At 38.8% G+C, this 25,682-nt stretch carries 23 protein-coding genes; 11 read left to right on the top strand and 12 right to left on the bottom strand.

Annotated elements, in window-relative coordinates:
• Nucleotides 1-264: 264 nt before the first annotated feature.
• Nucleotides 265-774, top strand: a complete 510-nt coding sequence (locus ASC84_RS00195) for a hypothetical protein (protein WP_056510525.1) — start codon at nt 265-267, stop codon at nt 772-774.
• A 71-nt stretch (nt 775-845) separates the two neighbouring features.
• On the opposite strand, the gene ASC84_RS00190 is transcribed toward ASC84_RS00195, so the two are convergent.
• Nucleotides 846-1,388, bottom strand: coding sequence for a cysteine hydrolase family protein (locus ASC84_RS00190; protein WP_004721153.1), 543 nt, complete (start codon nt 1,386-1,388; stop codon nt 846-848).
• Between the two features lie 124 nt (nt 1,389-1,512).
• Between ASC84_RS00190 and ASC84_RS00185 the strand changes: the two genes are divergently transcribed.
• Together ASC84_RS00185 and ASC84_RS00180 are read left to right on the top strand one after the other, a co-directional pair.
• Complete coding sequence (locus tag ASC84_RS00185; RefSeq protein ID WP_056510521.1) at nt 1,513-1,923, top strand: Lrp/AsnC family transcriptional regulator; 411 nt, start codon at nt 1,513-1,515, stop codon at nt 1,921-1,923.
• A 36-nt stretch (nt 1,924-1,959) separates the two neighbouring features.
• Nucleotides 1,960-2,544, top strand: a complete 585-nt coding sequence (locus tag ASC84_RS00180; protein ID WP_056510518.1) for an RNA 2'-phosphotransferase — start codon at nt 1,960-1,962, stop codon at nt 2,542-2,544.
• On the opposite strand, the gene ASC84_RS00175 is transcribed toward ASC84_RS00180, so the two are convergent.
• Nucleotides 2,530-2,991, bottom strand: a complete 462-nt coding sequence (locus ASC84_RS00175; RefSeq protein WP_016539073.1) for an Lrp/AsnC family transcriptional regulator — start codon at nt 2,989-2,991, stop codon at nt 2,530-2,532. The two genes, ASC84_RS00180 and ASC84_RS00175, sit on opposite strands and share 15 nt — an antisense overlap.
• A gap of 151 nt (nt 2,992-3,142) precedes the next feature.
• Between ASC84_RS00175 and ASC84_RS00170 the strand changes: the two genes are divergently transcribed.
• Together ASC84_RS00170 and ASC84_RS00165 are read left to right on the top strand one after the other, a co-directional pair.
• Nucleotides 3,143-3,886 (top strand): AzlC family ABC transporter permease, encoded by a 744-nt coding sequence (locus ASC84_RS00170; protein ID WP_056510517.1) that lies wholly within the window; start codon nt 3,143-3,145, stop codon nt 3,884-3,886.
• On the top strand, nt 3,883-4,182 hold the full coding sequence (locus ASC84_RS00165; RefSeq protein WP_004721162.1) for an AzlD family protein: 300 nt from the start codon (nt 3,883-3,885) through the stop codon (nt 4,180-4,182). Before ASC84_RS00170 ends, ASC84_RS00165 begins: the two co-directional genes overlap by 4 nt.
• Nucleotides 4,183-4,232: 50 nt before the next feature.
• Here ASC84_RS00165 and ASC84_RS00160 read toward each other — a convergent pair whose 3' ends face one another.
• Both ASC84_RS00160 and ASC84_RS00155 read right to left on the bottom strand, forming a co-directional pair.
• Nucleotides 4,233-4,529, bottom strand: coding sequence for a hypothetical protein (locus ASC84_RS00160; RefSeq protein WP_056510516.1), 297 nt, complete (start codon nt 4,527-4,529; stop codon nt 4,233-4,235).
• 81 nt (nt 4,530-4,610) lie between these two features.
• Nucleotides 4,611-5,633: a type I glyceraldehyde-3-phosphate dehydrogenase gene (locus ASC84_RS00155; protein WP_056510515.1), complete on the bottom strand. Its 1,023-nt coding sequence runs from the start codon at nt 5,631-5,633 to the stop codon at nt 4,611-4,613.
• 500 nt (nt 5,634-6,133) lie between these two features.
• On the opposite strand from ASC84_RS00155, the gene ASC84_RS23095 reads away from it, so the two are divergent.
• From ASC84_RS23095 to csrA, 5 genes are all read left to right on the top strand, one after another.
• A complete protein-coding gene (locus tag ASC84_RS23095) occupies nt 6,134-6,589 on the top strand; it encodes a hypothetical protein (protein ID WP_227515067.1) in 456 nt (151 codons plus the stop codon).
• A gap of 29 nt (nt 6,590-6,618) precedes the next feature.
• Entirely contained in the window at nt 6,619-7,395 is a 777-nt protein-coding gene (locus ASC84_RS00145; RefSeq protein WP_056510510.1) for a hypothetical protein, read from the top strand.
• Nucleotides 7,396-7,638: 243 nt separating this feature from the next.
• Nucleotides 7,639-10,332, top strand: a complete 2,694-nt coding sequence (gene alaS / locus ASC84_RS00140) for an alanine--tRNA ligase (RefSeq protein ID WP_171252517.1) — start codon at nt 7,639-7,641, stop codon at nt 10,330-10,332.
• Between the two features lie 63 nt (nt 10,333-10,395).
• Complete coding sequence (locus ASC84_RS00135; protein ID WP_004721171.1) at nt 10,396-11,676, top strand: aspartate kinase; 1,281 nt, start codon at nt 10,396-10,398, stop codon at nt 11,674-11,676.
• Nucleotides 11,677-11,919: 243 nt separating this feature from the next.
• A complete protein-coding gene (gene csrA / locus ASC84_RS00130) occupies nt 11,920-12,171 on the top strand; it encodes a carbon storage regulator CsrA (RefSeq protein WP_004721174.1) in 252 nt (83 codons plus the stop codon).
• A gap of 78 nt (nt 12,172-12,249) precedes the next feature.
• On the opposite strand, the gene rnhB is transcribed toward csrA, so the two are convergent.
• Nucleotides 12,250-12,819: a ribonuclease HII gene (rnhB, locus tag ASC84_RS00125; RefSeq protein ID WP_056510505.1), complete on the bottom strand. Its 570-nt coding sequence runs from the start codon at nt 12,817-12,819 to the stop codon at nt 12,250-12,252.
• Between the two features lie 249 nt (nt 12,820-13,068).
• Nucleotides 13,069-13,446: a hypothetical protein gene (locus ASC84_RS00120; protein ID WP_004820799.1), complete on the bottom strand. Its 378-nt coding sequence runs from the start codon at nt 13,444-13,446 to the stop codon at nt 13,069-13,071.
• Nucleotides 13,447-13,669: 223 nt separating this feature from the next.
• Here ASC84_RS00120 and ASC84_RS00115 point away from each other — a divergent pair, with 223 nt between their 5' ends.
• A complete protein-coding gene (locus ASC84_RS00115; protein WP_004721181.1) occupies nt 13,670-14,221 on the top strand; it encodes a cytochrome b in 552 nt (183 codons plus the stop codon).
• A gap of 103 nt (nt 14,222-14,324) precedes the next feature.
• On the opposite strand, the gene ASC84_RS00110 is transcribed toward ASC84_RS00115, so the two are convergent.
• From ASC84_RS00110 to ASC84_RS00080, 6 genes are all read right to left on the bottom strand, one after another.
• Nucleotides 14,325-14,681: a hypothetical protein gene (locus ASC84_RS00110; protein WP_004721183.1), complete on the bottom strand. Its 357-nt coding sequence runs from the start codon at nt 14,679-14,681 to the stop codon at nt 14,325-14,327.
• Nucleotides 14,682-14,751: 70 nt separating this feature from the next.
• Nucleotides 14,752-15,753, bottom strand: coding sequence for an adenosine deaminase (locus ASC84_RS00105; protein WP_056510504.1), 1,002 nt, complete (start codon nt 15,751-15,753; stop codon nt 14,752-14,754).
• Nucleotides 15,754-15,874: 121 nt separating this feature from the next.
• The gene (locus ASC84_RS00100) at nt 15,875-17,194 is read right to left on the bottom strand and encodes an NCS2 family permease (protein ID WP_004721188.1); all 1,320 of its coding nucleotides are present in this window, start codon (nt 17,192-17,194) and stop codon (nt 15,875-15,877) included.
• An 865-nt stretch (nt 17,195-18,059) separates the two neighbouring features.
• The gene (locus ASC84_RS00090) at nt 18,060-19,457 is read right to left on the bottom strand and encodes an efflux transporter outer membrane subunit (protein ID WP_056510501.1); all 1,398 of its coding nucleotides are present in this window, start codon (nt 19,455-19,457) and stop codon (nt 18,060-18,062) included.
• Nucleotides 19,458-19,475: 18 nt separating this feature from the next.
• The gene (locus tag ASC84_RS00085; protein WP_056510498.1) at nt 19,476-22,571 is read right to left on the bottom strand and encodes an efflux RND transporter permease subunit; all 3,096 of its coding nucleotides are present in this window, start codon (nt 22,569-22,571) and stop codon (nt 19,476-19,478) included.
• The gene (locus tag ASC84_RS00080) at nt 22,568-25,681 is read right to left on the bottom strand and encodes a multidrug efflux RND transporter permease subunit (RefSeq protein WP_056510495.1); all 3,114 of its coding nucleotides are present in this window, start codon (nt 25,679-25,681) and stop codon (nt 22,568-22,570) included. The genes ASC84_RS00085 and ASC84_RS00080 overlap by 4 nt, the downstream gene beginning before the upstream one ends.
• Nucleotide 25,682 lies beyond the last annotated feature (1 nt).

Below are 25,682 nucleotides of genomic sequence, written 5' to 3'. Positions count from 1 at the left end.
GGAACACACCCGATTTCTCTTATTTTAGCACGATCATCTGCGCCATGCATTAATAAAATAACTTTTGATGCCTAGATAATTTGACCACTTATGCATAATTTAGACAAAAAACCATCTATTACACATTATCCCACTTCAATTCTTTGTATTTATTTAACTTTTCACACCAGTGTTGATTGCTATTTGCGTTGTTGAAAATATAATTTATTCGTTTAGAAAAACAGCATCTATTTAAAGCAACTGAAAACTAAAAACTGGGGAAGTATGGAACTACATAGCAACTTATATTACACGCATCCAAATACGGAAATCATGCAAAAGATAGGCCGTTTATTTCAAGAGCATCGCGGTGAACAAGACAAATTTATTGCTGTTGCAGTTGAGCTCAATTCACAATTGGGGCAAGAACTTGCAGAAGATCTTTTAAATGCAGTTGACAATATTGAGTTTGATTTGGGTCCTGAATCATTACACGCTATTGCAGGCTATTCAGTTGCCCATTTTGTGCATGGTTCTTCAGGCGATGAGTTTATCGAAGCAATCTTACTTTTCTTAAAAGCATTACTCCCTGAAATTCACACACTGGCTTGGGGTTGTGGGGATGATGACCCGTGGGAATTCTGGTTTAAATTTGAAGACGATGAATTGATTCGCGAAGATGATGAACCTTTCAATGATCCTGAACAAGATGAAGAAATAAAATCCTCCATTTATACATGGTGGCATACAGGTTTACCTGAAAAAATCAAAGAAGGTTTCTTAAACCAAGAATAAATTTTCATTCAGATTTAAAGGGAAGTACAAAATCGAATCGCTGTACTTCCCTATTATTTTGACTCTTTCAGCTATTTTAAATAGTCCTCAATACTGACCACTTGTGAAAACATTTGAAAGGCTGACAAACAGGCTGTTTGTACATCTTCTGCTTCAACTGTTCTGTCTGAATAGCTCAATTGACGCGTCGCTGTAGCGTCTGAAATGATCGTCGGTTGATAAGCAAATTCTGCCGCTGCACGTGACGTCGCATCAACACACATATGCGTCATCATGCCACTAATCACTAATTTATCAACATTCAGTCGCTCTAATTCTGCTTTTAAAGTGGTTTGAAAAAAGCTATTGGGATAATGTTTTTCAATCACAATTGAATCGGTCTTAACACGTAAACCCGAATGTAGTGCTACACCCTGCGTTCCTGCTTCAAAAAATGTAGCATTGGGTTGATTGGCAATATGCTGAATATAAATAATCGGCTGCTCACGCTTTATAAACAGATCTTCTAATCGATTGATGTGTTTTAAAGCCTGTTCCGCACAGAACAACTCCATCTTCCCTTGAGGAAAATAATCGTTTTGGACATCTATTACTAATAATGCAGTTTGGCTCATGGTGTTTTCCTAACCCTTGTGTTGATGTTTTTATAAGATTAATCAAAACAACTGGCGATTTGCAGTCACTCATGAAAGAATAATAGATTAGAAACTTTCAAACTGAAAATTTGTTCAATTCACTATGTTGCCAAATGACCCAATTGACCTCAAAATTTTAAAAATACTAAAAACTGATTCTCGGTTAAGCAATAAAGAGATCGGAAAATTAGTACACCGTACAGGCCAAGCTGTAGGAAGTCGCATTGCTCGAATGCAAGATGAAGGCACAATTCAGAAATATACGATTACGCTACAGCACCAATCAACACAATTTATACGTGTGATGATGCAGACTAATGAATTTGAACAGTTTGAAGCATTTATCGCTCAATTTGAGTCAATTGAAAGTTGCTATAAAGTCTGTGGTTCCGCTTGCTATATGCTGGTTGCTCATTTTGATAGTCATGTAATCAATCTATTTATCGAGCAACTCTCTGAATGGGGACAATATTCAGTAGATAGTGTCGTAAGAGCAATTGAAACTCAGCCTTAATTTTATATCCAAATCCATATCATGTAAGAATAACAAATGAAATCTTCAGAAAAAACATTACGCGAACATAGTAAATTTCTAAGTTTAGTACTTCGACATCAACCAGAAACCATTGCAATCCAACTCGATTCTGAAGGCTGGACGGATGTACACATCCTTTTACAGCAAATGATCAAACACAGAAGACCACTTAAACTCGTAGAGTTGATTGAGGTCGTTGAAAGCAGTGATAAAAAACGCTTCCAACTTTCACCTGATCAAAACAAAATCCGCGCAGTACAAGGTCACTCTAGTGCTCAGGTTCAACGTGAGTATGTTGCTATTACGCCACCCGATACACTTTTTCATGGAACAGCAACTCGCTTTGTCGACAGTATTTTAGAAAAAGGCTTAATTTCAGGTGAACGTCATCACGTACATTTATCTGCTGATTTAGTCACAGCCCAGAAAGTGGGACAACGACATGGCAAAGTCATCATTTTCATCTTAGACACCAAACAGATGCATCAAGATGGTTTCCAATTTTATTGTGATGAAAATGGGGTTTGGTTGACTGAACAAGTGCCGATAAAATATTTAAAGTTATTCGAAAGCGAATCAAAAAAACTAATCCAGCGGTAAGGCTGTGGTCTGTTTAATCTTCTGTAAAGGGATTTCAGTTTTGACATTCTGGATCCCTGGAATTTTATTTAAATGATTAATTTGAAATTTACGATATGCCTCTAAATCAGAAACCACAATACGTAAGAAAAAATCACAATCTCCTGCCATAAGTTGACATTCAACAATTTCAGAAATATTCATAATGCTTTCGATAAATCGATTGACCGCTTGTTCATCCTGACTCTTTAACCAAATTCGTGCAAAGACTGTCAAACTAAGATCTACTTTGTGTGGATTGACCAATGCAACATATTGGTCAATGATCCCCTCATCCTCCAGTTGCTTTACTCGTCTTAAACAAGGTGAAGCGGATAAACCTATCTGATCTGCCAATTCATTATTTTGTAGTTTTCCATTACGTTGTAATGCACACAAAATACGCCGATCTATCTGATCCAATTTCATAAAATTATTTCTAGTAGATAAAACCAAAAAATAACATATTCCAGCAATAATATTGCAAAAATTATTTTAAAGGCAGCAAGTTTAGCGAAATATAGCGAATCATTTGGCATAAAATAAAAATCACCTTGTTTTAGCGACCATTGAGCGACTCATGTTAAGTTTTAAGAACACTACGACTGAACTGACCTATTCAATTGAATTTAGAGAGTTTGTACGTGGGCTTAAAACCTCTATTCCAATGCTACTGGGTATTATCCCTTTTGCACTGGTTTTAGGAACACAAGCAGCACAAAAAGGATTTTCTACCTTAGAAGTTCCATTGTTAACAGGACTCAATTTTGCTGGTGGTTCTGAGTTCGCCATTATTGAAGTCTGGACGCAGCCACCTCAATTGTTGTTTTTAATTCTGATCACTTTTCTGGTCAACAGCCGCCATATTTTAATGGGTGCAAGTTTAGCACCCTATATTCGACATTTGCCCAATCGTAAAGCCCTTCCATTATTATTTTTTATGTGTGATGAGAGTTGGGCCCTTAGCATTACGGATTCACACAAACAAAACCCTCGCAATCCCTATGCAGGATTTAGTGTGTTTTTTTATATCGGCCTTTGTTTTGCGTTATATGTTATGTGGGTGGTTTTTACCACGATGGGAGTCGGCATTGGTTCTTTCCTTGGTGATGTCACAAAGTTTGGTTTTGACATGGCATTCCCCGCAGTTTTTCTGGTGCTTTTACGCGGAATGTGGAAAGGCTTTAAACCCGCACTGCCTTGGCTGATAAGTCTGATCGCGGCCGCACTGGCCTATTATTATCTACCTAAAGGCTGGTATGTATTGATTGGTTCTATTTCAGGAATTATCGCTGCTTTTTTACTGATTGGAGATGAAGAATGATTCATATGACGACATTCATCGCCATTGTTTGTGTGGGATTAACAACCTACTTAACTCGAATCTTAGGTTATTTACTGTTAAAAAATAAACACCTCAGCAAAAGAACCACGCGAATTTTACAGGTTATCCCCGGCTGTGTTTTGATATCAGTGATTGCACCCTACTTTGTTACGGATCAACCAGCCAACTTGATTGCAATTATCATCACACTGTTCGCAGCTTGTTATTTTTCATTATTACCCACTGTACTGATCAGCATCATTGCAACAGGGATTTTGAGATACTTTATGCTTTAAACGTTCTCAATAGCCTGTCACTCTTGACTTGATGCAATTCAAAACCTCAATTAAGGTTTTGAATTTTGCTGTAATATTTTAATTAATTCACCGTTTTGAAACTCAACTTGAGTCAAACGTGTTGAGGTATTGTCTAAAACTTCCTGCTGTACATGCATTTTTTTAGCCAAATCTTGCATAATTTGTAAGGTCTGTTTGAGATGTTGCTCTTGTGCATGGATCTGTTGCTCATGATTCTGCACATGCTTAAGCCATTCAAGGTTTTCTTTCTTTAACTTTCCCATTTGCCAAATCACAAACATCATGGCCAGATAAAGAATCACAATAACCAAATATATAAAAAACATCATTCCCCCAACAAAACACGTCAATCTTCGTCTTGATTAAACTCAAGTCATTAAAGTTATTTTTAAGTGATAAATATTAGATTAATAAAATGATTCACACAAATCTAACAAGCGATTTGCATAGCCCCATTCGTTATCATACCAAGCAAACACTTTCGCCTGTTGCCCCACGACCATGGTTTGATTCAGATCAACAATCAGTGAATAAGGTGAATGATTAAAATCACTTGAAACCAATTGCTCATCTGTGACAGACATAATTTCAGCATAATCATATTTTGCTGCTTGAATTAAGGTTTGGTTAATTAAATGAGCTGTTACAGGCGCTTTAGCAATAAATGTTAAATCAATGGCGGCAACATTAATTGTGGGTACACGGATTGAAAAACCATCAATACGGTTTTCCATTTTGGGCATGACTTGTTTTAATGCACCCAAAGCAGAAGATGTTGTTGGAATAATATTTTGTCCTGAGGCACGTGCGCGGCGTAAATCTCGATGTGCATGATCCAGTACAGATTGATCTGCTGTGACCGCATGGATTTCAGTCATTAATGCGCTATCAATTCCAAATGCATCATCAATAATTTTGACCAAAGGGACTAAAGCCTGTGTGGTACATGACACACCTGAAATAATTTGATCACTGGGTTTAACATCATGATGATTTACCCCATAAACAATGGCAGCATCAACAGTATCAAAAGGTGCTGCACCGATAATGACGCGTTTAGCACCTGCTGTTATATGTTGTGTTGCAGCGGCTCTTGAACGAAACAACCCTGTACATTCTAAAACGACATCAATGTTAAGCGCTTCCCAAGGCAATAATTCAGGATTGGCTTGTCTTAAAATTTGAACTTTCTGTTTAATTTGCCGTGCGTCAATCGACATATAAAGCTGTCCATGTTCTTGTACGATATTCACCGCACCGTCAAAGCGACCATGTGTAGTATCGTATTTAAATAAATGAACCAGCGTTTCAACATCTGCAATATCATTAATGGCAACAATTTCAAAATGGAAGTTTTTCGGATTTTCAAACCAAGCGCGTAATACATTCCGTCCAATTCGCCCGAATCCGTTTATTGCCACACGTTGCATCAGATGTCCTTTTACAGCCAAATTACCATAATCAGTTATATGGTATAAGATTTATGATCACTACTGTTAATATATAGCTGACTTTAGCAAGAAAAAATTCGAAAACAATAGAATTTAAAACATCATTGGTTAAAAAAATGTATTCATCTTTGCTCACAATGACATTTATGCGGCGCCTATTTTATTTTTGCTGTATTGCGATATGTATTTTTATATTTCTTCCTTTCAGTTATGCCCAACAGGAGAATATTCAAAATAATTATTCACGATGCAGCGAAACACAGACTCTGCAATTGATTGATAAACTTAAATTGATTTCCCCTGAACAGAGAGATACACGCTATCCAACATTTGAGCGCTGTATAAAGCTGGATCAAAATCGGCAATTGATCGCAATTAGTCAACCACTTCATATGCCGTCTGGGTATGCAGATTACGACTTAAATCTTTATTTGATTGACAACGCATCTGAAAAAATTCTAAATCACTATCATTATCCCATGAAGATTTCTTCAGATAACCATCAGTTTGAAAATTTAAAATTTGATATCAATCCTTACTCTAAAACTCCCCATACTCATGTTATTGGATTGGCCTTAACCTATGGGCATTTAGGTAGAATTGACTATACAATAAGTGAAATAAAGTTATTCAAAATCAGCAATCAACAAATGCAATTGGTTTTAGATAAATTTATGACGAATTACTCAGCTGGCGAAAGACCGTCTCTATGTGAAAATAATGCACAAACTGAGACTCAAATTTTACTTCACCCCTTAAAACAGAACAGTCATGGTTTAGCAGATATTCAATTAACGGAAAAAACAGAGCGTATAACACTTAACGAAAAAAACTGTAGTACCCACCGTATTGTCAAAAAGCAACGTCATATCATGAAATTTGATGGGAAAAAATATCGTTTTGAACATCTTAATTTTTTAGACTTTGGAATTTGATTAAATTTTGCAATTAAAAAGGTTAGATCATGAAAAGATTACAAATTGTATTCAACACTGCACTGCTTTTTATTGCTGGAAATAGTTTTGCAGCACCTTATCAAACTTGCTCAGAACAATTACAAGATTCTTTAATTCAAAAATTTAAACTAACCAACCCACGTTTTGCCAATACTGAAGCCAAAACATATCAAAGCTGTATCCATTTAGACAATCAACAAAAAATTCAGTTGATTGCCATTAGCCAACCGATTGCTTATAAATCTTATGATGAAATGGAACATGATCTAAATTTATACTTAATTGACTCTTCTCAGCATAAAATTCTGCAAAAGTATAAAGCACCAGAAACTTTTTACTCAGATGCAGATCATTATGATGGAGCAAAACTCCATACGACCCGTTTTTCAACATTAACTGATATTGATGTCGTGGGTATTGAAACTTCATCGTCGCATCAAGGTGGTTTCACTTATAGTCACAGTAATTTAACTTTATTTAAAGTTAATCCTAGACAACCCATCAAAGAAATTGGCGGTATCAGTATGAATGATAGCGGCGATGAACGAATTGGAAACTGTCCAGAGAATAGTAATTCAGAGGTCAGAAGTATTCTCATTTTATCAAATAAAACGACACATGGCTTACAGGACATGATTTTAAAAGAAACCAAAAAACAGACCAAAACCAACTATAAAACCTGCACTTCTGTGAAAAAACAATATAAGCAACAACAAACGCTTAAATTTAATGGTCAAGTATATAAATTTCAGCATCATAACTTTTTAAGTATTGATCCTTTTTAAGCAAGCTTAAATCCGATAATGGCAATGTGGCTATGTTTTAAATTTATACAACCAAAATTTACCCCAGACGAAAGTTGAAAATGTATAGAAATACCAATAATTCACCTTAAAATCATTGGTGGACACTACATTTTCCGTTATACTTTGGCGTTTTTAAAAATAAGCCCGTGTGGTGACTGAGCGCCAAAATCAGACTCAGCAACACACTTTTAGCCAATACGAAAATTAAGGAGTGACTTGGTTGTGAGTACTCGTTTTATGACAACTGCTGAAATACGTGAAGCATTTTTGCGCTACTTTGAATCGCAAGGACATACACGTGTCGCGTCAAGTTCACTTGTACCTGCCAATGACCCTACTCTGCTTTTTACCAACGCAGGGATGAACCAGTTTAAAGACTGTTTCCTTGGATTAGAAAAACGTGACTATGTTCGTGCAACGACGTCGCAAAAATGTGTCCGTGCAGGCGGTAAGCACAACGACTTAGATAATGTCGGTTATACAGCACGTCACCATACATTCTTTGAAATGTTAGGTAACTTCTCTTTTGGTGATTATTTTAAGCGTGACGCGATTCGTTTTGCTTGGGATTTCCTTACTGGTGAAGAATGGTTAGCACTACCTAAAGATAAATTATATGCCACTGTTTATCATACAGATGATGAAGCGTTTGACATTTGGAACAAAGAAATTGGCTTAGCTGCAGATCGTATTATCCGTATTGGTGACAATAAAGGCGAAAAATACGCTTCTGATAACTTCTGGGCAATGGGTGATACTGGCCCATGTGGTCCTTGTTCTGAAATTTTCTTTGACCATGGCGATCATATTTGGGGTGGCTTACCGGGTACACCAGAAGAAGATGGCGACCGTTTTATTGAAATCTGGAACAACGTTTTCATGCAGTTTAACCGTACTGCTGATGGCGTACTGCATAATCTTCCTGCACCATCTGTAGATACAGGCATGGGCTTGGAACGTATTTCTGCTGTTTTACAACATGTCAATTCAAACTATGAAATTGACCTGTTCCAAGACCTATTAAAGTCTGCTGCTGAAATTATTGGTGTTGATACATCTGAAGCGGTTGCAACCGCACAAGCAAACAATAAACCTATTGAATACCCTGCTTCACTTAAAGTGGTCGCAGACCATGCACGCTCATGCTGCTTCCTGATCGCAGATGGCGTTAACCCTTCAAATGAAGGTCGTGGTTATGTATTGCGTCGTATTATTCGTCGCGCAGTACGTCATGGTAATAAAATGGGCGCAACGGGTACATTCTTCTACAAGATGTTGCAACCATTAATCGATGCTATGGGCACTGCTTATCCTGAGCTTGAACAACGTCGTAATGTGATTGAAGCAGCTTTGATTCGTGAAGAAGAATTGTTTGCCAAAACGCTTGAACAAGGTTTAAAACTGCTTGAAGGTGAATTAGCCAACCTCAAAGGTAAAACCATTCCAGGCGAAACCGTCTTTAAACTTTACGACACTTATGGCTTCCCTGCTGATTTAACCGCAGATATCGCACGTGAACGCGAACTGGAAATTGACGAAGCTGGTTTTGAAGTTGAAATGGCAGCACAACGTCAACGTGCACGCGATGCAGGCAAGTTTGCTGTTGACTATAACAGCATTGTGAAAGTAGATAGCGAAACTCAATTTGATGGCTATGAAGCAACTCAAGGTCAAGGTCAAATAATTGCGATCTATAAAGATAGCGTACAAGTTGATGAAGTCGTTGAAGGCGATGAAGCACTAATCGTATTGGACCAAACACCGTTCTATGCAGAAAGTGGTGGTCAGATTGGTGATACAGGTCTGTTCAAAAACGATACTGGTATTTTTGAAGTCCAAGATACTAAAAAATCTGGTGGCGCGTTTGTTCACCAAGGTATCGTGACAATGGGAAGCCTAAAAGCGACTCAAAATGTTGAAGCAATTGTAAAAGCAGATCTTCGTGAAGCAACTGCACGCAACCACTCTGCAACTCACCTTTTACATGCTGCTCTACGTCAAGTATTGGGCGAGCACGTACAACAAAAAGGTTCTTTGGTCGCTTCTGACATTTTACGTTTTGACTTTGCCAATGACCAACCGGTGACATTTGAACAAATTCAACAGGTTGAACGTATTGTAAACCGCGAAGTAATTGCAAACACCGCCGTTTCTACTGAACTTTTAGACATTGATGCTGCAAAAGAAAAAGGCGCAATGATGTTGTTCGGTGAAAAATATGGTGATGAAGTTCGTGTACTTTCTATGGGTTCAATCCAAGATGAGAAAAATTTCTCTATCGAACTTTGTGGTGGTATCCATGTAAAACGTACTGGCGATATTGGTCTGTTTAAAATCACCTCTGAAAGTGGTGTTGCAGCAGGTGTTCGTCGTATTGAAGCTGTTACGGGTACCAAAGCGCTTGAAATCGTTCAAAAATTTGATGCAGACATTTTGCATATCAACGATTTATTAAAAGCACAGAAAGATCAAACTGTTGAAAAAGTTCAATCAACGCTAGAAACAGCACATCAATTGCAAAAACAAATTGAGCAATTGAATCAAAAATTGGCGAATTTCCAAGCCTCTGATTTAATCAGTCAAGTGACGGAAATTGCGGGTCGCCAAACACTTATTGCCACAGTTCAAGGACAAGATGCGAAGTCTGTTCGTCATCTTCATGACAGTGTCAAATCAAAATTAGATAATGCAGTGATTGTGCTTGCGGCTGTAGAAGGTGACAAAGTTAGTCTTATCGCATCTGTAGCTAAAGATTTCACTGCAAATCTAAAAGCGGGTGACATCATCAAACACTTAGCAACTGAGCTTGGTGGTAAAGGTGGTGGTAAACCTGACTTAGCACAAGGTGGCGCGCCACTAAACGAGAAGTTTGAACAAGTGATGGCAGATTTAACTGCTTGGCTTGCTCAAAAATAATACTTCACCTTTTGTGTAACTGACCCTAATGCCGATTAGGGTCATGGCTTATATGGAACAACTATGGCATTAATCGTTCAAAAATATGGCGGTACTTCTATGGGTACTCCCGAGCGCATTTTAAATGTTGCTCGTCGTGTAAAGCGTTGGCATGACCACGGCCACAAGGTTGTAGTGGTTGTATCCGCAATGAGTGGTGAAACAAACCGCTTATTGGCTTTAGCGAAAGCCATTACCGAAACCCCTGATCCTCGTGAACTAGACCAAATGGTGTCTACGGGTGAACAGGTAACGATTTCAATGTTAGCAATGGCGCTCAATTCAATTGGTGTTGAAGCTAAGTCACTCACAGGTCGCCAAGTTGGTATCAAAACTGACAGCGCGTTTACCAAAGCCCGTATCGAATCTATTGATACAGATGTGATGACAAATCATTTGGATGCAGGTCGTGTCATTGTTGTTGCAGGCTTCCAAGGTTTCGACATTGATGGCAATACAACAACTTTAGGCCGTGGCGGTTCTGATACCTCTGGTGTTGCACTTGCTGCAGCATTAAAAGCAGATGAATGTCAGATTTACACAGATGTGGATGGGGTTTATACCACTGATCCTCGTGTTGCACCTAAAGCGAAAAAAGTTGATCGTATTTCATTTGAAGAAATGCTTGAAATGGCATCTCTCGGTTCTAAAGTATTGCAAATTCGTTCTGTTGAATTTGCAGGAAAATACCAAGTGCCTTTACGCGTATTATCAAGTTTTGATAATGACAATGATGGCGCATTCGACGAAGATTTCAAAAACAATGTCGGAACACTAATCACTACTGAAGCGGAAGACAATATGGAACAGCCAATTATTTCTGGTATCGCATTTAACCGTGACGAAGCTAAATTAACAATTTTAGGTGTACCTGATGAACCAGGTATTGCGTCTAAAATCTTATCGCCTATTGGTGCTGCAAACGTTGAAGTGGATATGATCATCCAAAACGTTGAAGAAGATGGCACAACTGACTTCACTTTTACCGTGAATCGTGGTGAACTTAAAAAAGCCAAAGCAATCCTAGAAGAAACGGCTACAGCGATTGGTGCGCGTGAAGTTGCTACGCGTGATGACATTGTTAAAGTGTCGATTGTTGGCGTTGGTATGCGTTCTCATGCGGGTGTTGCAAGTAAAATGTTTACTGCACTTGCAGATGAAGGGATTAATATCTTGATGATCTCGACTTCTGAAATCAAAATTTCTGTGATTATTGAAGAAAATTACTTAGAACTTGCAGTTCGTTCACTCCATACAGCCTTCGGTTTAGACCGTGAACATGGCGAATCGAGTGCGCGTGCATAATTTTTGATCAAATATAGCAACTTATTCGCTGTTTTGACCAAGAAAAAATCAGAGCCACTATAGTGTTTTCTATAGTGGCTCTGTTATATTAGTTTTTGAGGTTTTAGAGAAATTTCAATAGAGCAATGTGAAAATGAAAAATTTGTCACATTATTCTGTTAAAATTATCGGTGCTATTTAAAGTTGTGTTTTCTAGTTTTTAGAAATTCATCGCAGGTTTAGCGTTTAAGCAAGGAGATAAACATGCTGATTCTGACCCGCCGTGTCGGAGAAACTTTGATGATTGGGGATCAAGTCAGTGTTACTGTGCTTGGTGTTAAAGGCAACCAAGTTCGTATTGGTGTAAATGCCCCAAAAGAAGTTTCTGTACATCGCGAAGAAATTTATCAACGTATTCAACATGAGCGTGCTATGCACGAGCATTTGCAACATATTGATCAAGATTATCAACCTTCTTTTGAAGATGATAATTCGCAAAACACCTATAATCGTTAAGATTATAGTGGTTTTGGAAACTAAAGCGGCTTTTAAGCCGCTTTAAATTTTTATTGATCAGTAAAAACATCATCCGTTTTATTCAAGACCCAGTGCTTTTTTAACTGGCGAATAGCTACGGCGATGTTGATCAATCACCCCATGTTCAGCGATGGCGTCAAAGTGTGCTTTGGTTGGATAACCTTTATGTTTAGCAAAACCAAATTGCGGATACAACTTGTCTAACTCAACCATTTCATGATCACGCGTTACTTTGGCTAAAATACTTGCCGCACTGATCTCAGCATGTAAAGCATCCCCGCCTACGACCGCATCACAGCTCATACTTAAGCCTTTAGGAACTTTATTGCCATCTACAAGCACATGTTCTGGTCGCGTTTTAAGTGCCTCTACAGCACGTCGCATCGCCAATAATGAAGCTTGCAAGATATTCAGCTCATCAATTTCTTGATGTGTTGCTTCAGCAATTGCCCAAGCAATCGCTTTTTCCTGAATCTCAATGAATAACTTTTCACGTTTTTTTTCAGTTAATTTTTTAGAATCATTTAACCCTTGAATTGGGTTGTTTGGATCTAAAATAACTGCAGCTGCAACCACAGAGCCAACCAATGGACCTCGTCCTGCTTCATCTACACCAGCAACTAACATTTTCTTTCCTATCCTAAAAGAAGCTCAACAGGTTTTATCTGAGTTCATAGATCATCATCTTGAGATGATGACAGATCGAAAGCCCTTTTCTTTCTACATAACTTCAATCGACTGATCAAAATTTAGAATATTTTGCTTAGCGTGAAAGACGCCATTTAAAGAAAAGAGCATCAGTCCTAAGACCATGAATTTATCAATATACAAAAAACTGTATCAATAAATTCATATGTCTTTGATGCTTTAATGCAACTATCTCATCGCTTCTGCAACACATGCATTAATTGTTTTTGTCACCACATTTGAAACAATCGTAGCACGCGCTTGAGGATCTAAAGCAGCTGTTGCTAAATCTACAGTGCTAACACTTTGGGGTGCCTTTTCACTGACACAACCACAAATTTCACTTTGTACATTGTTTTTCTGGTCTGCAGTCATGACTTTTGTTGCAGTCTTCCAAGCAGGTAAATTATTCAGTTCAGTTGTACATTTCGCATTTATCGCGATTTTAAGCGCAACACCACCTAACTGCTGAGTTGTTGACGCTGCTGCAGCACCTGTTGGGTCATTGGTCGCGCAAGCCGATAGAGCTAAAGCGATTGAAGCAAGAAAGACAACGCGTTTTTTCACAATTTTTTCCTTTTTATGAGATAAAGCTAGGCTATTTTGCCTAAACTAACACTTGGATTAAACTAAAATTTGAATAATCACCTCATTAGACGCTAAATGGATAAATATTTCACAATTATTGCTTTAAGCGTTGCAAATTTAAAACAATACGTTGAGTTTTTAGAACTGATTTCTTTTAATAAAATCCATATTATAAGCACTAAATTAAATTGGAATCTGTGTCATGCAACAAAAATCACAATACTATACAAGGACAGCACAATGGTTGCATTGGATTATGGCAATCATCTTTATTACCGCTTGGGTCATTGGTTTTTATAGTGGCAATTTTTTAAGCTATGATGTCGATGGACCGTTTAAAGGCGATGTCATTACTCTACATAAGAATATTGCATCGGTGATTATCTTTTTGGTCATTATCCGTATCTTTTGGCGTTACACTCACCCTGCCCCTGAACTACCTGAAACCATGTCACCATTGATGAAAACTTTGGCTCATTTAGGTCATTTGGGTTTATATTTCATGCTATTGGCATTGCCAATCACAGGATGTTTGTTTAGCTGGAGTGCTGGTCATCCCGTGCCTGTATTGTACTTATTTGAGATTCCAAGACTTGTACAAGATAACCCCGATTTAACAGCGATTGTTAAACCTTTACATATTTATATTTCATGGGCTGCTGGCCTACTTCTTGTTGGACATGTTCTCGCTGCGCTCAAACATCATTTTATTGATAAAGACAATGTATTGAAAAGTATGACACGACAAGGTTAGTCATATACAGATTAAAAAATCTTATTAAAAGCACATCAAAACGGTGTGCTTTTTTTATATTTTTATTGTGGTTTAAATTTATGGTGCTTTAAATTCTAGATCTTTACTTTAATGCTTCTTTTGCACAACCTTTTAAACTATTCATCACTGCTTGTTGAATCAGCTTATTTTTTGCAGCTTCATTAAAAGTTGCCATCACCAGCTGTTTAGCTGGTACATCGTTCAAAGCATTCTCACTAACACAGCCACAGATTTTTTGCTGTGCATGTTGCTGTTGTGCAGCTGTCCATAAAAATGAGGATGCTTGCCAAATCTTTGACGCTTTTAACTCACTGGCACACTGCTGTTCGATTAAAGGCTTTAGCATTTTCTGCGTAATCGTTTCTGTGCTTGAGTCTGCACATGCAACAGTCACAGGTAAAATAATGAATAAGGTTAAACATGTTGTTAAAAATTTCATTCTATTTCCCTCATGAAAAAAAAGCAGTGTTCACACACTGCTTTTATATGCTTAAAGAATATAGCTTGATTTAAGCCAATTGATCAATTTGATTGTTCCATTTTTGCTTCTCTTCATTTGAAATAAATGACGCTTCAAATGAATTTTTTGCCAATTGCTTTAACTCTGTATTTGAAAGATCTAGTGCTTCAGCAATCGAAATAAAATTATCATTCATATAGCCACCAAAATAAGATGGGTCATCTGAATTGACAGTCACATGCACACCTTTTTGCAATAAACGGTGAATATTATGTTGTGCCATATCATCCACCACACACAATTTTAAATTGCTCAGTGGGCAAACAGTCAAAGGCATCTTTTCTGCAATTAAACGTTGCATTAGTGCTGGGTCTTCTTCTGAACGTACACCGTGGTCAATACGGTTTACTTTTAATAAATCTAAAGCTTCCCAAACATATTCAGCAGGCCCTTCTTCTCCCGCATGCGCAACCACCAAAAAACCTTCTTTGCGTGCTTGAGCAAAAACTCGTTCAAACTTAGCTGGTGGATGACCAACTTCGCTTGAATCTAAACCTACAGCAATAATTTGATCTTTATACGGCAAAGCTTGCTTTAACGTTTCAAATGCTGCTTCCTCACTTAAGTGACGCAGGAAGCACATGATCAAATGAGAGCTTATACCCAACTTTGTTTGAGCATCATCGCATGCACGTTGTAGACCATTGATCACCGTTTCAAAGGCAACCCCGCGGCCAGTATGTGTTTGTGGATCAAAGAACATTTCAGTATGTACAACTTTATCTTCTGCACATTTTTCAAAATATGCCCAAGCTAAATCATAAAAGTCTTGTTCATTGATCAGTACATTTGCACCTGCATAATAAATATCAAGGAAAGACTGTAGATTATGAAAGTTATATGCTTGTTTGACTTCTTCTACAGATTTATACGGGATATCAATTTGATTACGCTGAGCTATCGCAAACATCAGCTCAGGCTCAAACGTGCCTTCGATATGTACATGGAGTTCTGCCTTGGGTAAGGCACGAATAAGTTCTAATCTATTCACGTTTTTCCTCAAACTTATTAAATTAAATTTCAATCATCCAAATCGCTTGGATTCATTTCAATCTGATTAAAACAAAAAAGGGTGCAAACTTGAGTTTACACCCTTTTCTTATTTAAATTTATTAACCACCAAATGCAACGAATTTAATCACCCAGAGCACAGCAATGATCCAAACCATATATGGAACTGTTTTCGCTTTACCTGTAAATAATTTAACCAATGCATAGCTGATAAAGCCCATTGCGATACCGTCTGCAATAGAATAAGCAAATGGCATAAATACAATGGTTAAAAATGCTGGAACTGCTTCGGTAATATCATCCCATTCAATATTGATGATGCCTTGAATCATCAACACACCAACAAATAATAATGCTGGAGCAGTCGCAAATCCAGGAACAGATTGTGCCAGTGGTGCTAAAAATAAACACGCTAAAAATAAAATACCGACAACAACTGCAGTTAAGCCTGTACGACCGCCTGCAGCAACACCCGCAGATGACTCAATATAAGGCGTTGTTGATGATGTACCCAAAGCAGCACCGGCAACAATTGCAGTTGAATCTGCAAATAGCGCTTTTTTCAAACGTGGTAATTTACCATCTTTCAATAAACCAGCACGATGTGAAACCCCGACCAATGTTCCGGTTGAGTCAAATAAATCAACCAAGAAGAATACGAAAATTACGCCGACTAAACTTACCGTAAATAAGTTTTCAAAATTCATTTGCATGAATGTCGGTGCAATAGAAGGAATCGAACCAACAACCCCTTTAAATTCATTTAAACCTAAAGCTGTTGCAATACCAGTGATTGCTAAAATACTGATAATAATTGCGCCACGAATTTTATAGTGGTGCATAATCACGATCAGGAAAAAACCCAATAAAGTTAGTAAGACTGTAGGTTGTTTTAAATCACCCAAACCCACCAAAGTTGCTTGATTTGCAACAATAATGCCTGAGTTTTTCAATGCAACCAGTGCAAGGAATAATCCAATACCACCACCGATTGCAAATTTCAATGACATTGGAATCGCATTGACAATGGCTTCACGGATTTTAAACATGCTAATTGCGATGAAGACAAGTCCGGAAACAAATACAGCAGCCAAAGCGGTTTGCCATTCAACGCCCATACCTAAACAAACGGAATAGGTAAAATAAGCATTCAGCCCCATACCTGGTGCAAGTGCAATCGGATAGTTTGCAACAACCCCCATGACCAAACAACCAATCGCAGCGGCTAAACACGTTGCCACAAATACGGCGCCATGATCCATACCTGTTTCTGAAAGAATCAATGGGTTAACAATGATGATGTAGCACATTGTTAAAAATGTCGTTAAACCTGCCAGTATTTCGGTTCTAAACGTTGTTTTGTTTTCGCTCAGTTTAAATAAGCGTTCAAGCAAACCCGCTGAAGGATTTGGATTCGTCATTGTTGAGCCCCTGTTAAGTTTGAGCTATTCGTTGATAAAATCGAGTTCATTTAAAAAAATGCTAAATGCCGTCAATTAAGGCCATAATTCAGCATTCAATAAACATACCAAAATGACATTTCCGATAAAAAACTTGAATTAAAAAAGCTGCAGATTAGCAGCTTTCATTTTCTAGAAGGTTTAACGGTCGTTATCGATTACATATTACAAATTATAACATACAGTTTAAATAATTTTATCAATCTGATGCTTTTAGTCATCCAATTCATGTGAACTCAGAAGTTTAGTGCTTTAAGGATATACAGTACGTAAATCAAATCACCGTATTACTTACTTTGAGATGATTGTGATTATTAGGATTAGACTCAATTTTCCGAATGGTTAGATTCGCATCTTTGATAATATTTTGCATTTCTTGTTGTTTTTTTTGTTGCGAATCGACATAAGAAAAATAGCCTAGAAATATCACACTACTAAACACGAAAAAAGTTACAAGCTTTACCATTTCAAAATCAAATCAGGGTATAAATTTCGCTGATTATACACATAAATGTGACACAAATAACACTTTAACAATAAAATTGTCCGACAAATCACAAGTATTAACTTGCGCTTTCATAGTGCATATCAGGCTTTAAATCCTGCTATACATCTAAAATGGTGCTATTTGTTTTAAATAATGGTAAAAAACAACATGAAACTTGATGAATCATAGGCAATCTTTAAATACATAAAATGTTTAACAACAATAGTTTAGACAGCTTAGCTTACACACTTTTAAAAGTGTGTAAGCTTTTAAATCAATAAGATTTAAATACACTATTCAAAGATTTAAGCCAACTCACTTAAGTTTTACATATCGTCTTCAACTGATATTTCCACCTAAGGCTGCAATCAGTTGGGCTGTATTTTTTAACTGCAACTGCTTGACCTGTAAAGTTGCCTGTTCAGCCTGTAAGGTTAAATTCTGTGCTGTGACCACTTCTAAATAACTGACTAAGCCAGCGTTATAGCGTCGAGTTACAACTTGTTCATTTTCTAAAGCAAGTTTAAATAGTTGAGCTTGTTCAGATTGTTGCTGTTTAAAACTGGATGACTGTAAAAGCGCGTCTTCCACCTCTTTCCAACCCGTTAAAACAGCCTGTCTATACGCTGCTGCTTTTTCAGCATAACTCGCTTGTGCTTGTGCAATCTCAGCCTTACGTTTTCCACCGTCAAATATCAATGTCGTTGTTTGTAATCCAGTCGACCACAAATACTGTGGTGCTTGAAACAGTTGACTCAACACGCGACTATTTAATTCACCCGTTAAGCCAATACTGAGATCGGGTAACCATGCTGTTTGAGCCAAACCCAATTGGGCATGTGTTGCAGCCAATTCACGTTCAGCACGTATCACATCAGGACGCTGGATAAGCATCCGACTCGGTAGCTGAGTTGGTAATGTTGGAACTTGAAAGTGCTGTTTCTGTTTGACCAATTGGAATTGAGCAACCGTTTTACCTTGTACCACAGCTAAAATATTTTCTTGTAAATCACGTTCTCGCTGGGTTTCTATCTGCTGGATTTGCACTTGCTTGAGTTGTGTTTCAGCCTGTATCACATCCGCTCTCGCGATCATCCCTGCAATATATTGGTTATTTAAAATTTTGACGGAACGCTGATAACTGTGTTGGGTTTGTCGTAAAACATCCAACTGTGCATCCAGTACTCGGATATTCCAATAGCTTTCTGTGCCTAATAATTGTTGATTAAGTTTAACTGTGGCTAAGTCTGCATGAGAAGCATCTAAATTTGCCTGTTGCCCTTCAACCGCTTTGGCGACTCTGCCCCATAAATCAGGAATCCAACTGACCTGAACACCCGTTGTAAATTGGTTATTTGGCGTACTGTCCTTTGTTCCACTACGTTGTGCAGAACCATTTAACTTTAAACTTGGCAAACGGTTAGCGCGTTGCTGCTCAAGTAAGGCATTGGCTTGTTGATATCGTGCTTCTGCTTGTTTCAGACTCAAATTTTCTTGATTCAATTGTTGCATCAATTGACTGAGAATAGGATCTTGAAAAATTTCCCACCAAGTGTTGGCATTGACTTCTAAGCTTGCGGTTTTTTTCCAATTTAAAACAGCATATTTATAATGATCATCCGTTTGAAGGACTGGCACTTTATATTCAGGCGGATGCAACACAACAGTAGAATTGCATGCAGTCAATATCAATAACACACTAAGGCACATGACATTTTTAACGATTAAACTCTGCATTATATTTTCCTATTTACCTCAATGAAGTGCATATTTATTTTTCAATTTCAAACAAGATTCAGCACATTTTTCCAACACCAAATACAAGACAGGTGTTGTATACAACGTCAATAATTGACCCAAGGCTAAACCACCCACAATGACAACACCCAAAGGCTGACGTAGCTCTGCCCCTTCTCCCCAGCTAAGTGCCAGTGGAATTGCACCCAGCAACGCTGCGGTATTGGTCATCAGAATTGGACGAAAACGGAGTGCTGCGGCAGACAAAATAGCCTGATATGCAGTCTTGCCTGCTCTTCTTTCTAATAAAGTAAAATCAATTAAAAGAATGGCATTTTTTACAACAATTCCGATCAATAAAAACATGCCCAAGAGTGCAATTAAGGTGAATTGGAAATTAAATAACCATAAAGTCAACAAAGCCCCCAAAGCCACTGCGGGTACTGTCGATAAAATCGTCAATGGATGAACTAGACTTTCATAGGTAACCCCAAGAACGATATAAATAAGTAAGATCACCACACAGACAAGTAACGGCGTCGATAAACCAGCCTGCAAACTTTCTGCCTCTACATCTTTATCTGTCATGATAAAAATTTCATTGGGTAACATCACTTCGGGTAAAACACTACGAATAGCTGCATCCGCTTGTTCATAGCTATAGCCTTGTTTAACCACATAACCAATCCCCATTGCGGCATATTGGTTGCGTCGATAAACCCGATCATTGGTAATACCATAAGACCATGTGGCAAAATTACTTAGAGGTACAGCAATACCTTGTTGGTTTGGAATGCGTACATTTGCCAGCGCTTCAGGATGTTCAGTAAAGTGTTTATCGACTTCCATCACCACATAAAACTGTTGGGTTTGATCATAAATTGTCGAAATTTGGCGCTGCGAAAATGAGTTATTGAGTACGCTTGAAATATTTTCTATATCCACACCCAAACGACGTGCTGCTTCACGGTCAATGTCTAAAGTCACATGCTGAGCACCTTCATCGCCCATGGTTTCAACTTCTTCTAACTCTGGAAGCTTCTGCATTGCCTGAGCAACTTTAGGCACCCACTGACGTAGCAACGCAACATCATCAGATTGCAGTAACAACAAATAATCTTGCCCACTTCCACTTGAAAATGGATCATCCAATTCTAGTTCCTGTTTGACTTGTGCAGAAAAAATCGCACCTGCCTGCCATGGGGCATTTTTTTTAATTCTGTCTACAATTTCATGTGAAGATTTACCATCTCGCTCTGCTTTGGGTTTTAAACTCACCATTAGAAAAGAATTGGTGATTCCGCCAGCACCACCAGACGTACCAATCACATCTTTGACTGCGGGATCCTTTAATACACTTTCACTAAAGGTGGCGATTTTAGGCTGCATAATTTGAAAGGAGAAGCCATCATCCCCCCGAATAAAAGCTTCAACCCGTCCGGTATCTTGCTCAGGTAATACCCGTTTGGGTAATGTTTGATAGACATATACAGAAGCAGCGATTGCACCGCCCCATAGTAAAATGACCAAATAACCGTGTTTAATCATCCATTTCAATGAATGCAAATAGAGCTGATTCAAACCCTGCATCAAGCGATGGCTATAGCGATATAAAGCCTGATGTCGATAACGCTCTAATGGTTTTAAACAGCGTGCAGATAAGCTTGGCGTAAGGACTAGGGAGACAAATACAGATAAAATAATAATAAAAATCAGTGTTAAAGAAAACTCTTTAAACAATCGTTCGATTACACCTCCCATAAATAGCACGGAAATAAAGATCACCACCAAAGCCAAATTCATTGCCAGCAAGGTCAGACCGACTTCTCGAATACCATTTAAGGCAGCCTGTATAGGCTGTTCACCCTGTTCTATATGACGTTCAATATTTTCCAAAACCACAATTGCATCATCAACCACGAGCCCAATCGCAACAATCACCGCCATAATCGACAAGTTATTCAATGAAAATCCAGCAAGATAAACCAAGCTGCATGCGCCAATCAAAGTCACCAGCAAAGCAATACTTGGAACAAGAGCACTTTGCAGACGACCTAACATCAGTGCGACCACAATAATCACCAAAAGCATGGAAAATAATAAAGTATCCCTTGCCTCGTTTAAGCCCGCCCGAATAATTTCCGATCCATCCATCACTGTGGTCAGTTGTGAATCTGCTGGAATTAATCTGCTTAACTCCGGTAGTTTTTCTTTGATCTTTTCAATTGTGGCAACGGTATTTGCATTGGGTTGACGGCTGATTTTAATAATAACTGCTGGTTTGCCATTGTGAAAACCACTTACATAACGGTTTTCGACCGAATCCTGTACTTCAGCCACATCTTTTAAACGGACAACTGTCTGACCATTTTGATGTATGATCAAATTGGCAAAATCATCCGCTTTTTTTAAACGACTTGGAAGCTCAACTTGCCAACGTAACTGTTCAGTTTCAATTACCCCTAAGGCTTGTACTGTATTACTTTTTACAATCGCTTCACGAACTTGCTCCAAAGACACCCCTTGTGAAATCAAGGCATTTGGATTGAGTTGAATTCGCACAGCTGGCATAGATGCCCCGTCAATGACAACTTCCCCAACCCCATTAATTTGCGCAAGATTTGGCTGCAGCTGATTACTGGCAATTTCATAGAGTTTGCCCGCAGAAAGATGTTCTGAACTCAGTGCCAAATAAAAAATTGGACTCTGGCTTGGATTGATCTTGAAATATTCAGGAGGGCTTGGCATTCCAGAAGGCAGCTGTGACATCGCAGCATTGATTGCAGCTTGGACCTCTCTGGCGGCTTCATTGATGTCAGTCTTTAAATCAAAATGCAAAACCACTTGGGTTGCGCTTTGATTACTTGAAGAATTAATCGCTTTTACCCCTGAAACGCCCATCATGGCGCGCTCTAATGGCGTCGCCACGGTGGCAGACATACTTTCAGGACTTGCACCAGGTAAACTTGCTCGCACCACAATCGTTGGAATATCTGCCTGTGGTAAAGCGGCTACAGGTAAGCGAAAATAGGCCAATATACCCAATAATACAATTGCGATTCCCAGTAAAATACTGGCAACTGGTCGGTGAATAAAGGTCGAGAGAAAAGTCAAAACTCTTTCCTTGTCGTATCATGATCTGTGGGTAAATCATCTACAGATAAATCTGAATTGGTATGTTGCAATGAATATTGCAGACGATCAAAAAATAAATAAACCACTGGTGTAGTAAATAACGTGAGGACTTGACTTAAAATCAAACCACCCACCATGACGATCCCAAGAGGCTGACGTAATTCAGCCCCTGAACCCGACGCAAGCATCAATGGAATTGCCCCAACCAGTGCCGCAAGTGTGGTCATTAAAATTGGGCGAAAACGCATCAGTGCGGCTTGATAAATCGCTTGCTGTGATGACAATCCGTCATTACGTTGTGCAGCCAAAGCAAAATCCACCATCATGATGCCATTTTTCTTGACCAGACCAATCAATAAAATGATCCCAATCAAGGCAATCATGTCCAGTGGTCGATTGACCATAAACAATGCCAACAAAGCACCAATTGCAGCAGATGGCAAGGTAGAAAGAATGGTTATCGGGTGAATAAAACTTTCGTACAGAATGCCCAACACAATGTACATGGTCACTATTGCTGCAATCACCAACCAGAACGTATGTTGTTGCGAGTTCTCATAAGCAGCAGCTGCACCTTGCAGTTTGACTTTGACTTCTGTTGGTAGATTTAGACGCTGTTGTACACGATCAATCGCTTTGATCGCATCCCCGAGCGCGACCCCTGATGCAAGATTAAAAGATACCCCATTGGCTGGAAATTGTGATTGCTGTTGCAGAATAATAGGCACGCGTTTTTGCACAATATTGGCAACAGAACTGAGTAATATCGGCTCTCCACTTTTATTATGAATATAGGTTTGCCCTAAAGCATCTATACCTTGAGTGAATGTTGGGTCCAGTTCTAAAACAATACGATATTGATTAGATTGCGTGTATAAAGTTGCAATCTGGCGCTGCGCAAATAAATTTTGTAAAGCTAAACTGATATCTTCAATGTTTAAACCCAAACGTGCTGCGGCATCTCGATTGACATCAATAAATGCTTGTAAGCCTTGTCCACCCTCTTCACTGGTGACTTGTGCAAATTCAGGTTGTAGTCGTAAAGCATCAACAAATATAGGAGTCCATTCGGCTAAATCTGTCGTTTTAGCAGCGCTTATACTCAGTTGATATTGAGTACGACTAATTTTATCTTCAATACTCAGCTCTTGTACTGGTTGCATCCAGCCTTGAATCCTTTCAACTTGAGCGAACTGTCCTCTAAGTCGTGCCATAATTTGATCTACAGGATCTCTTTCAGCATGCGGCTTTAGATTAATTAAAATACGTCCATTACTTAGTTTTGGATTATTGGCATCTATACCAATAAATGAAGACAAACTTTCCACAGCAGGATCTTTTAAGATCTGCCCCGCGAGTGTTTGTTGACGCTCACTCATGGCTTGGAATGAAATATCATCAGGCGCTTCAGTCACCACCTGTATGACACCACTGTCCTGTACAGGGAAAAAGCCTTTGGGAATCATCCAATACAGCAGACCCGCTAAAATGACGGTACTCAACATCACCGCAAGAGTCAGTACTTGATGCCGAAAAACCCACTGTAAAGCTTTACCGTATTGCTGGATAATTCGGTCTAGACTCCAGCGACTGTGAGAAGTTGAATGTTTGGCATTTTTTAATAAATATGCGCACATCATTGGCGTCAATGTAAGCGACACCACCAATGAAATTGCGATTGCTGCTGCTAAAGTGACAGCAAATTCATGGAACAGTCGCCCAACCACATCCCCCATAAACAGTAATGGAATTAATACTGCAATCAGGGAAATCGTCAGGGAAATTAAGGTAAAGCCGATTTCTTTAGACCCTTTAAGTGCGGCTTGTAATAAGCTTTCCCCTGCCTCCCGATGTCGTGCAATATTTTCCAACATCACAATTGCATCATCGACTACAAAACCTGTCGCAATGGTGAGTGCCATTAAAGTCAGGTTATTGACAGAAAAGCCTAAAAAATACATGACGACAAAAGTACCAATAATCGACAGTGGTACGGCAATACTAGGAATAATCGTAGCGGATAAATTTCTTAAAAATAAAAAAGTCACCATCACCACCAAGCACACGGCAAAAACCAATTCTTTTTGCACATCATCAATGGAGCTACGAATACTCTCAGTTCGATCGGTTAACACTCGAATTTTGACATTTTCAGGCAGATTTTTTTGTAGCTCAGGCAATATTTGCTTAATCTGATCTGCAACTTGAATCACATTGGCATTCGGTTGGCGCTGTACATTAACCAAGATTGCAGCTTGACTGTCTGCCCAAGCCGCCATATAGCGATCTTCGCTCCCTTCTATGACTTTTGCCACATCTCTAAGACGTATCGGTGCGCCATTGTTCCAACGTAAAATTAGATTTTCATAATCTGCAATCGAGCGAATCTGATCATTGGCATCCAACATGGTGGTGCGATATGGTCCATCAAAGCTGCCTTTGGGTTGATTTGCATTGGCAGAATTAATTGCAGAACGCACATCCTCAGCACTCATTTTATAGGCAGCAAGTGCCGTAGCATTCATTTGCACGCGTATTGCTGGGCGTTGCCCCCCCGCAAGGCTGACCATCCCGACACCTGAAAGCTGAGAAAGCTTTTGTGCAACTCGGGTATCCACCATGTCGTAGACTGTTGTTAAAGGTAAAGTTTCTGAACTGATGGCAAGGGTAATCACAGGAACATCAGCAGGATTTACTTTACGGTAAATCGGTGGTGCTGGTAGATCATTGGGTAATTTACTGCTGGCGGTACTGAGTGCTGACTGTACTTCTTGTTCAACGACACCAAGTTCTGCGCTCAGTTCAAACTGCAAGGTAATAACGGATGCCCCCACTGAACTACTAGAAGACATTTGCTTTAAACCAGCAATTTTACCCATTTCTCGTTCGAGTGGTGCGGTGATTGTGCGTTGTACTGTATCGGGATTGGCGCCAGGTTGAAAAGTATAGACTTGAATAATTGGATAATCGACCTGTGGCAAAGCAGAGACAGGCAACAACCGCCAAACCAAGAAGCCACTCAACAACAGTGCTAACATCAACAATGTGGTTGCGACTGGACGTAAAATAAAGAACCGTGAAATATTCATG

This window comes from Acinetobacter sp. Root1280 (genome assembly GCF_001425285.1).
Classification (GTDB): Bacteria; Pseudomonadota; Gammaproteobacteria; order Pseudomonadales; family Moraxellaceae; genus Acinetobacter; species Acinetobacter guillouiae.
This window is presented reverse-complemented; position numbering and strand designations above follow the sequence as displayed.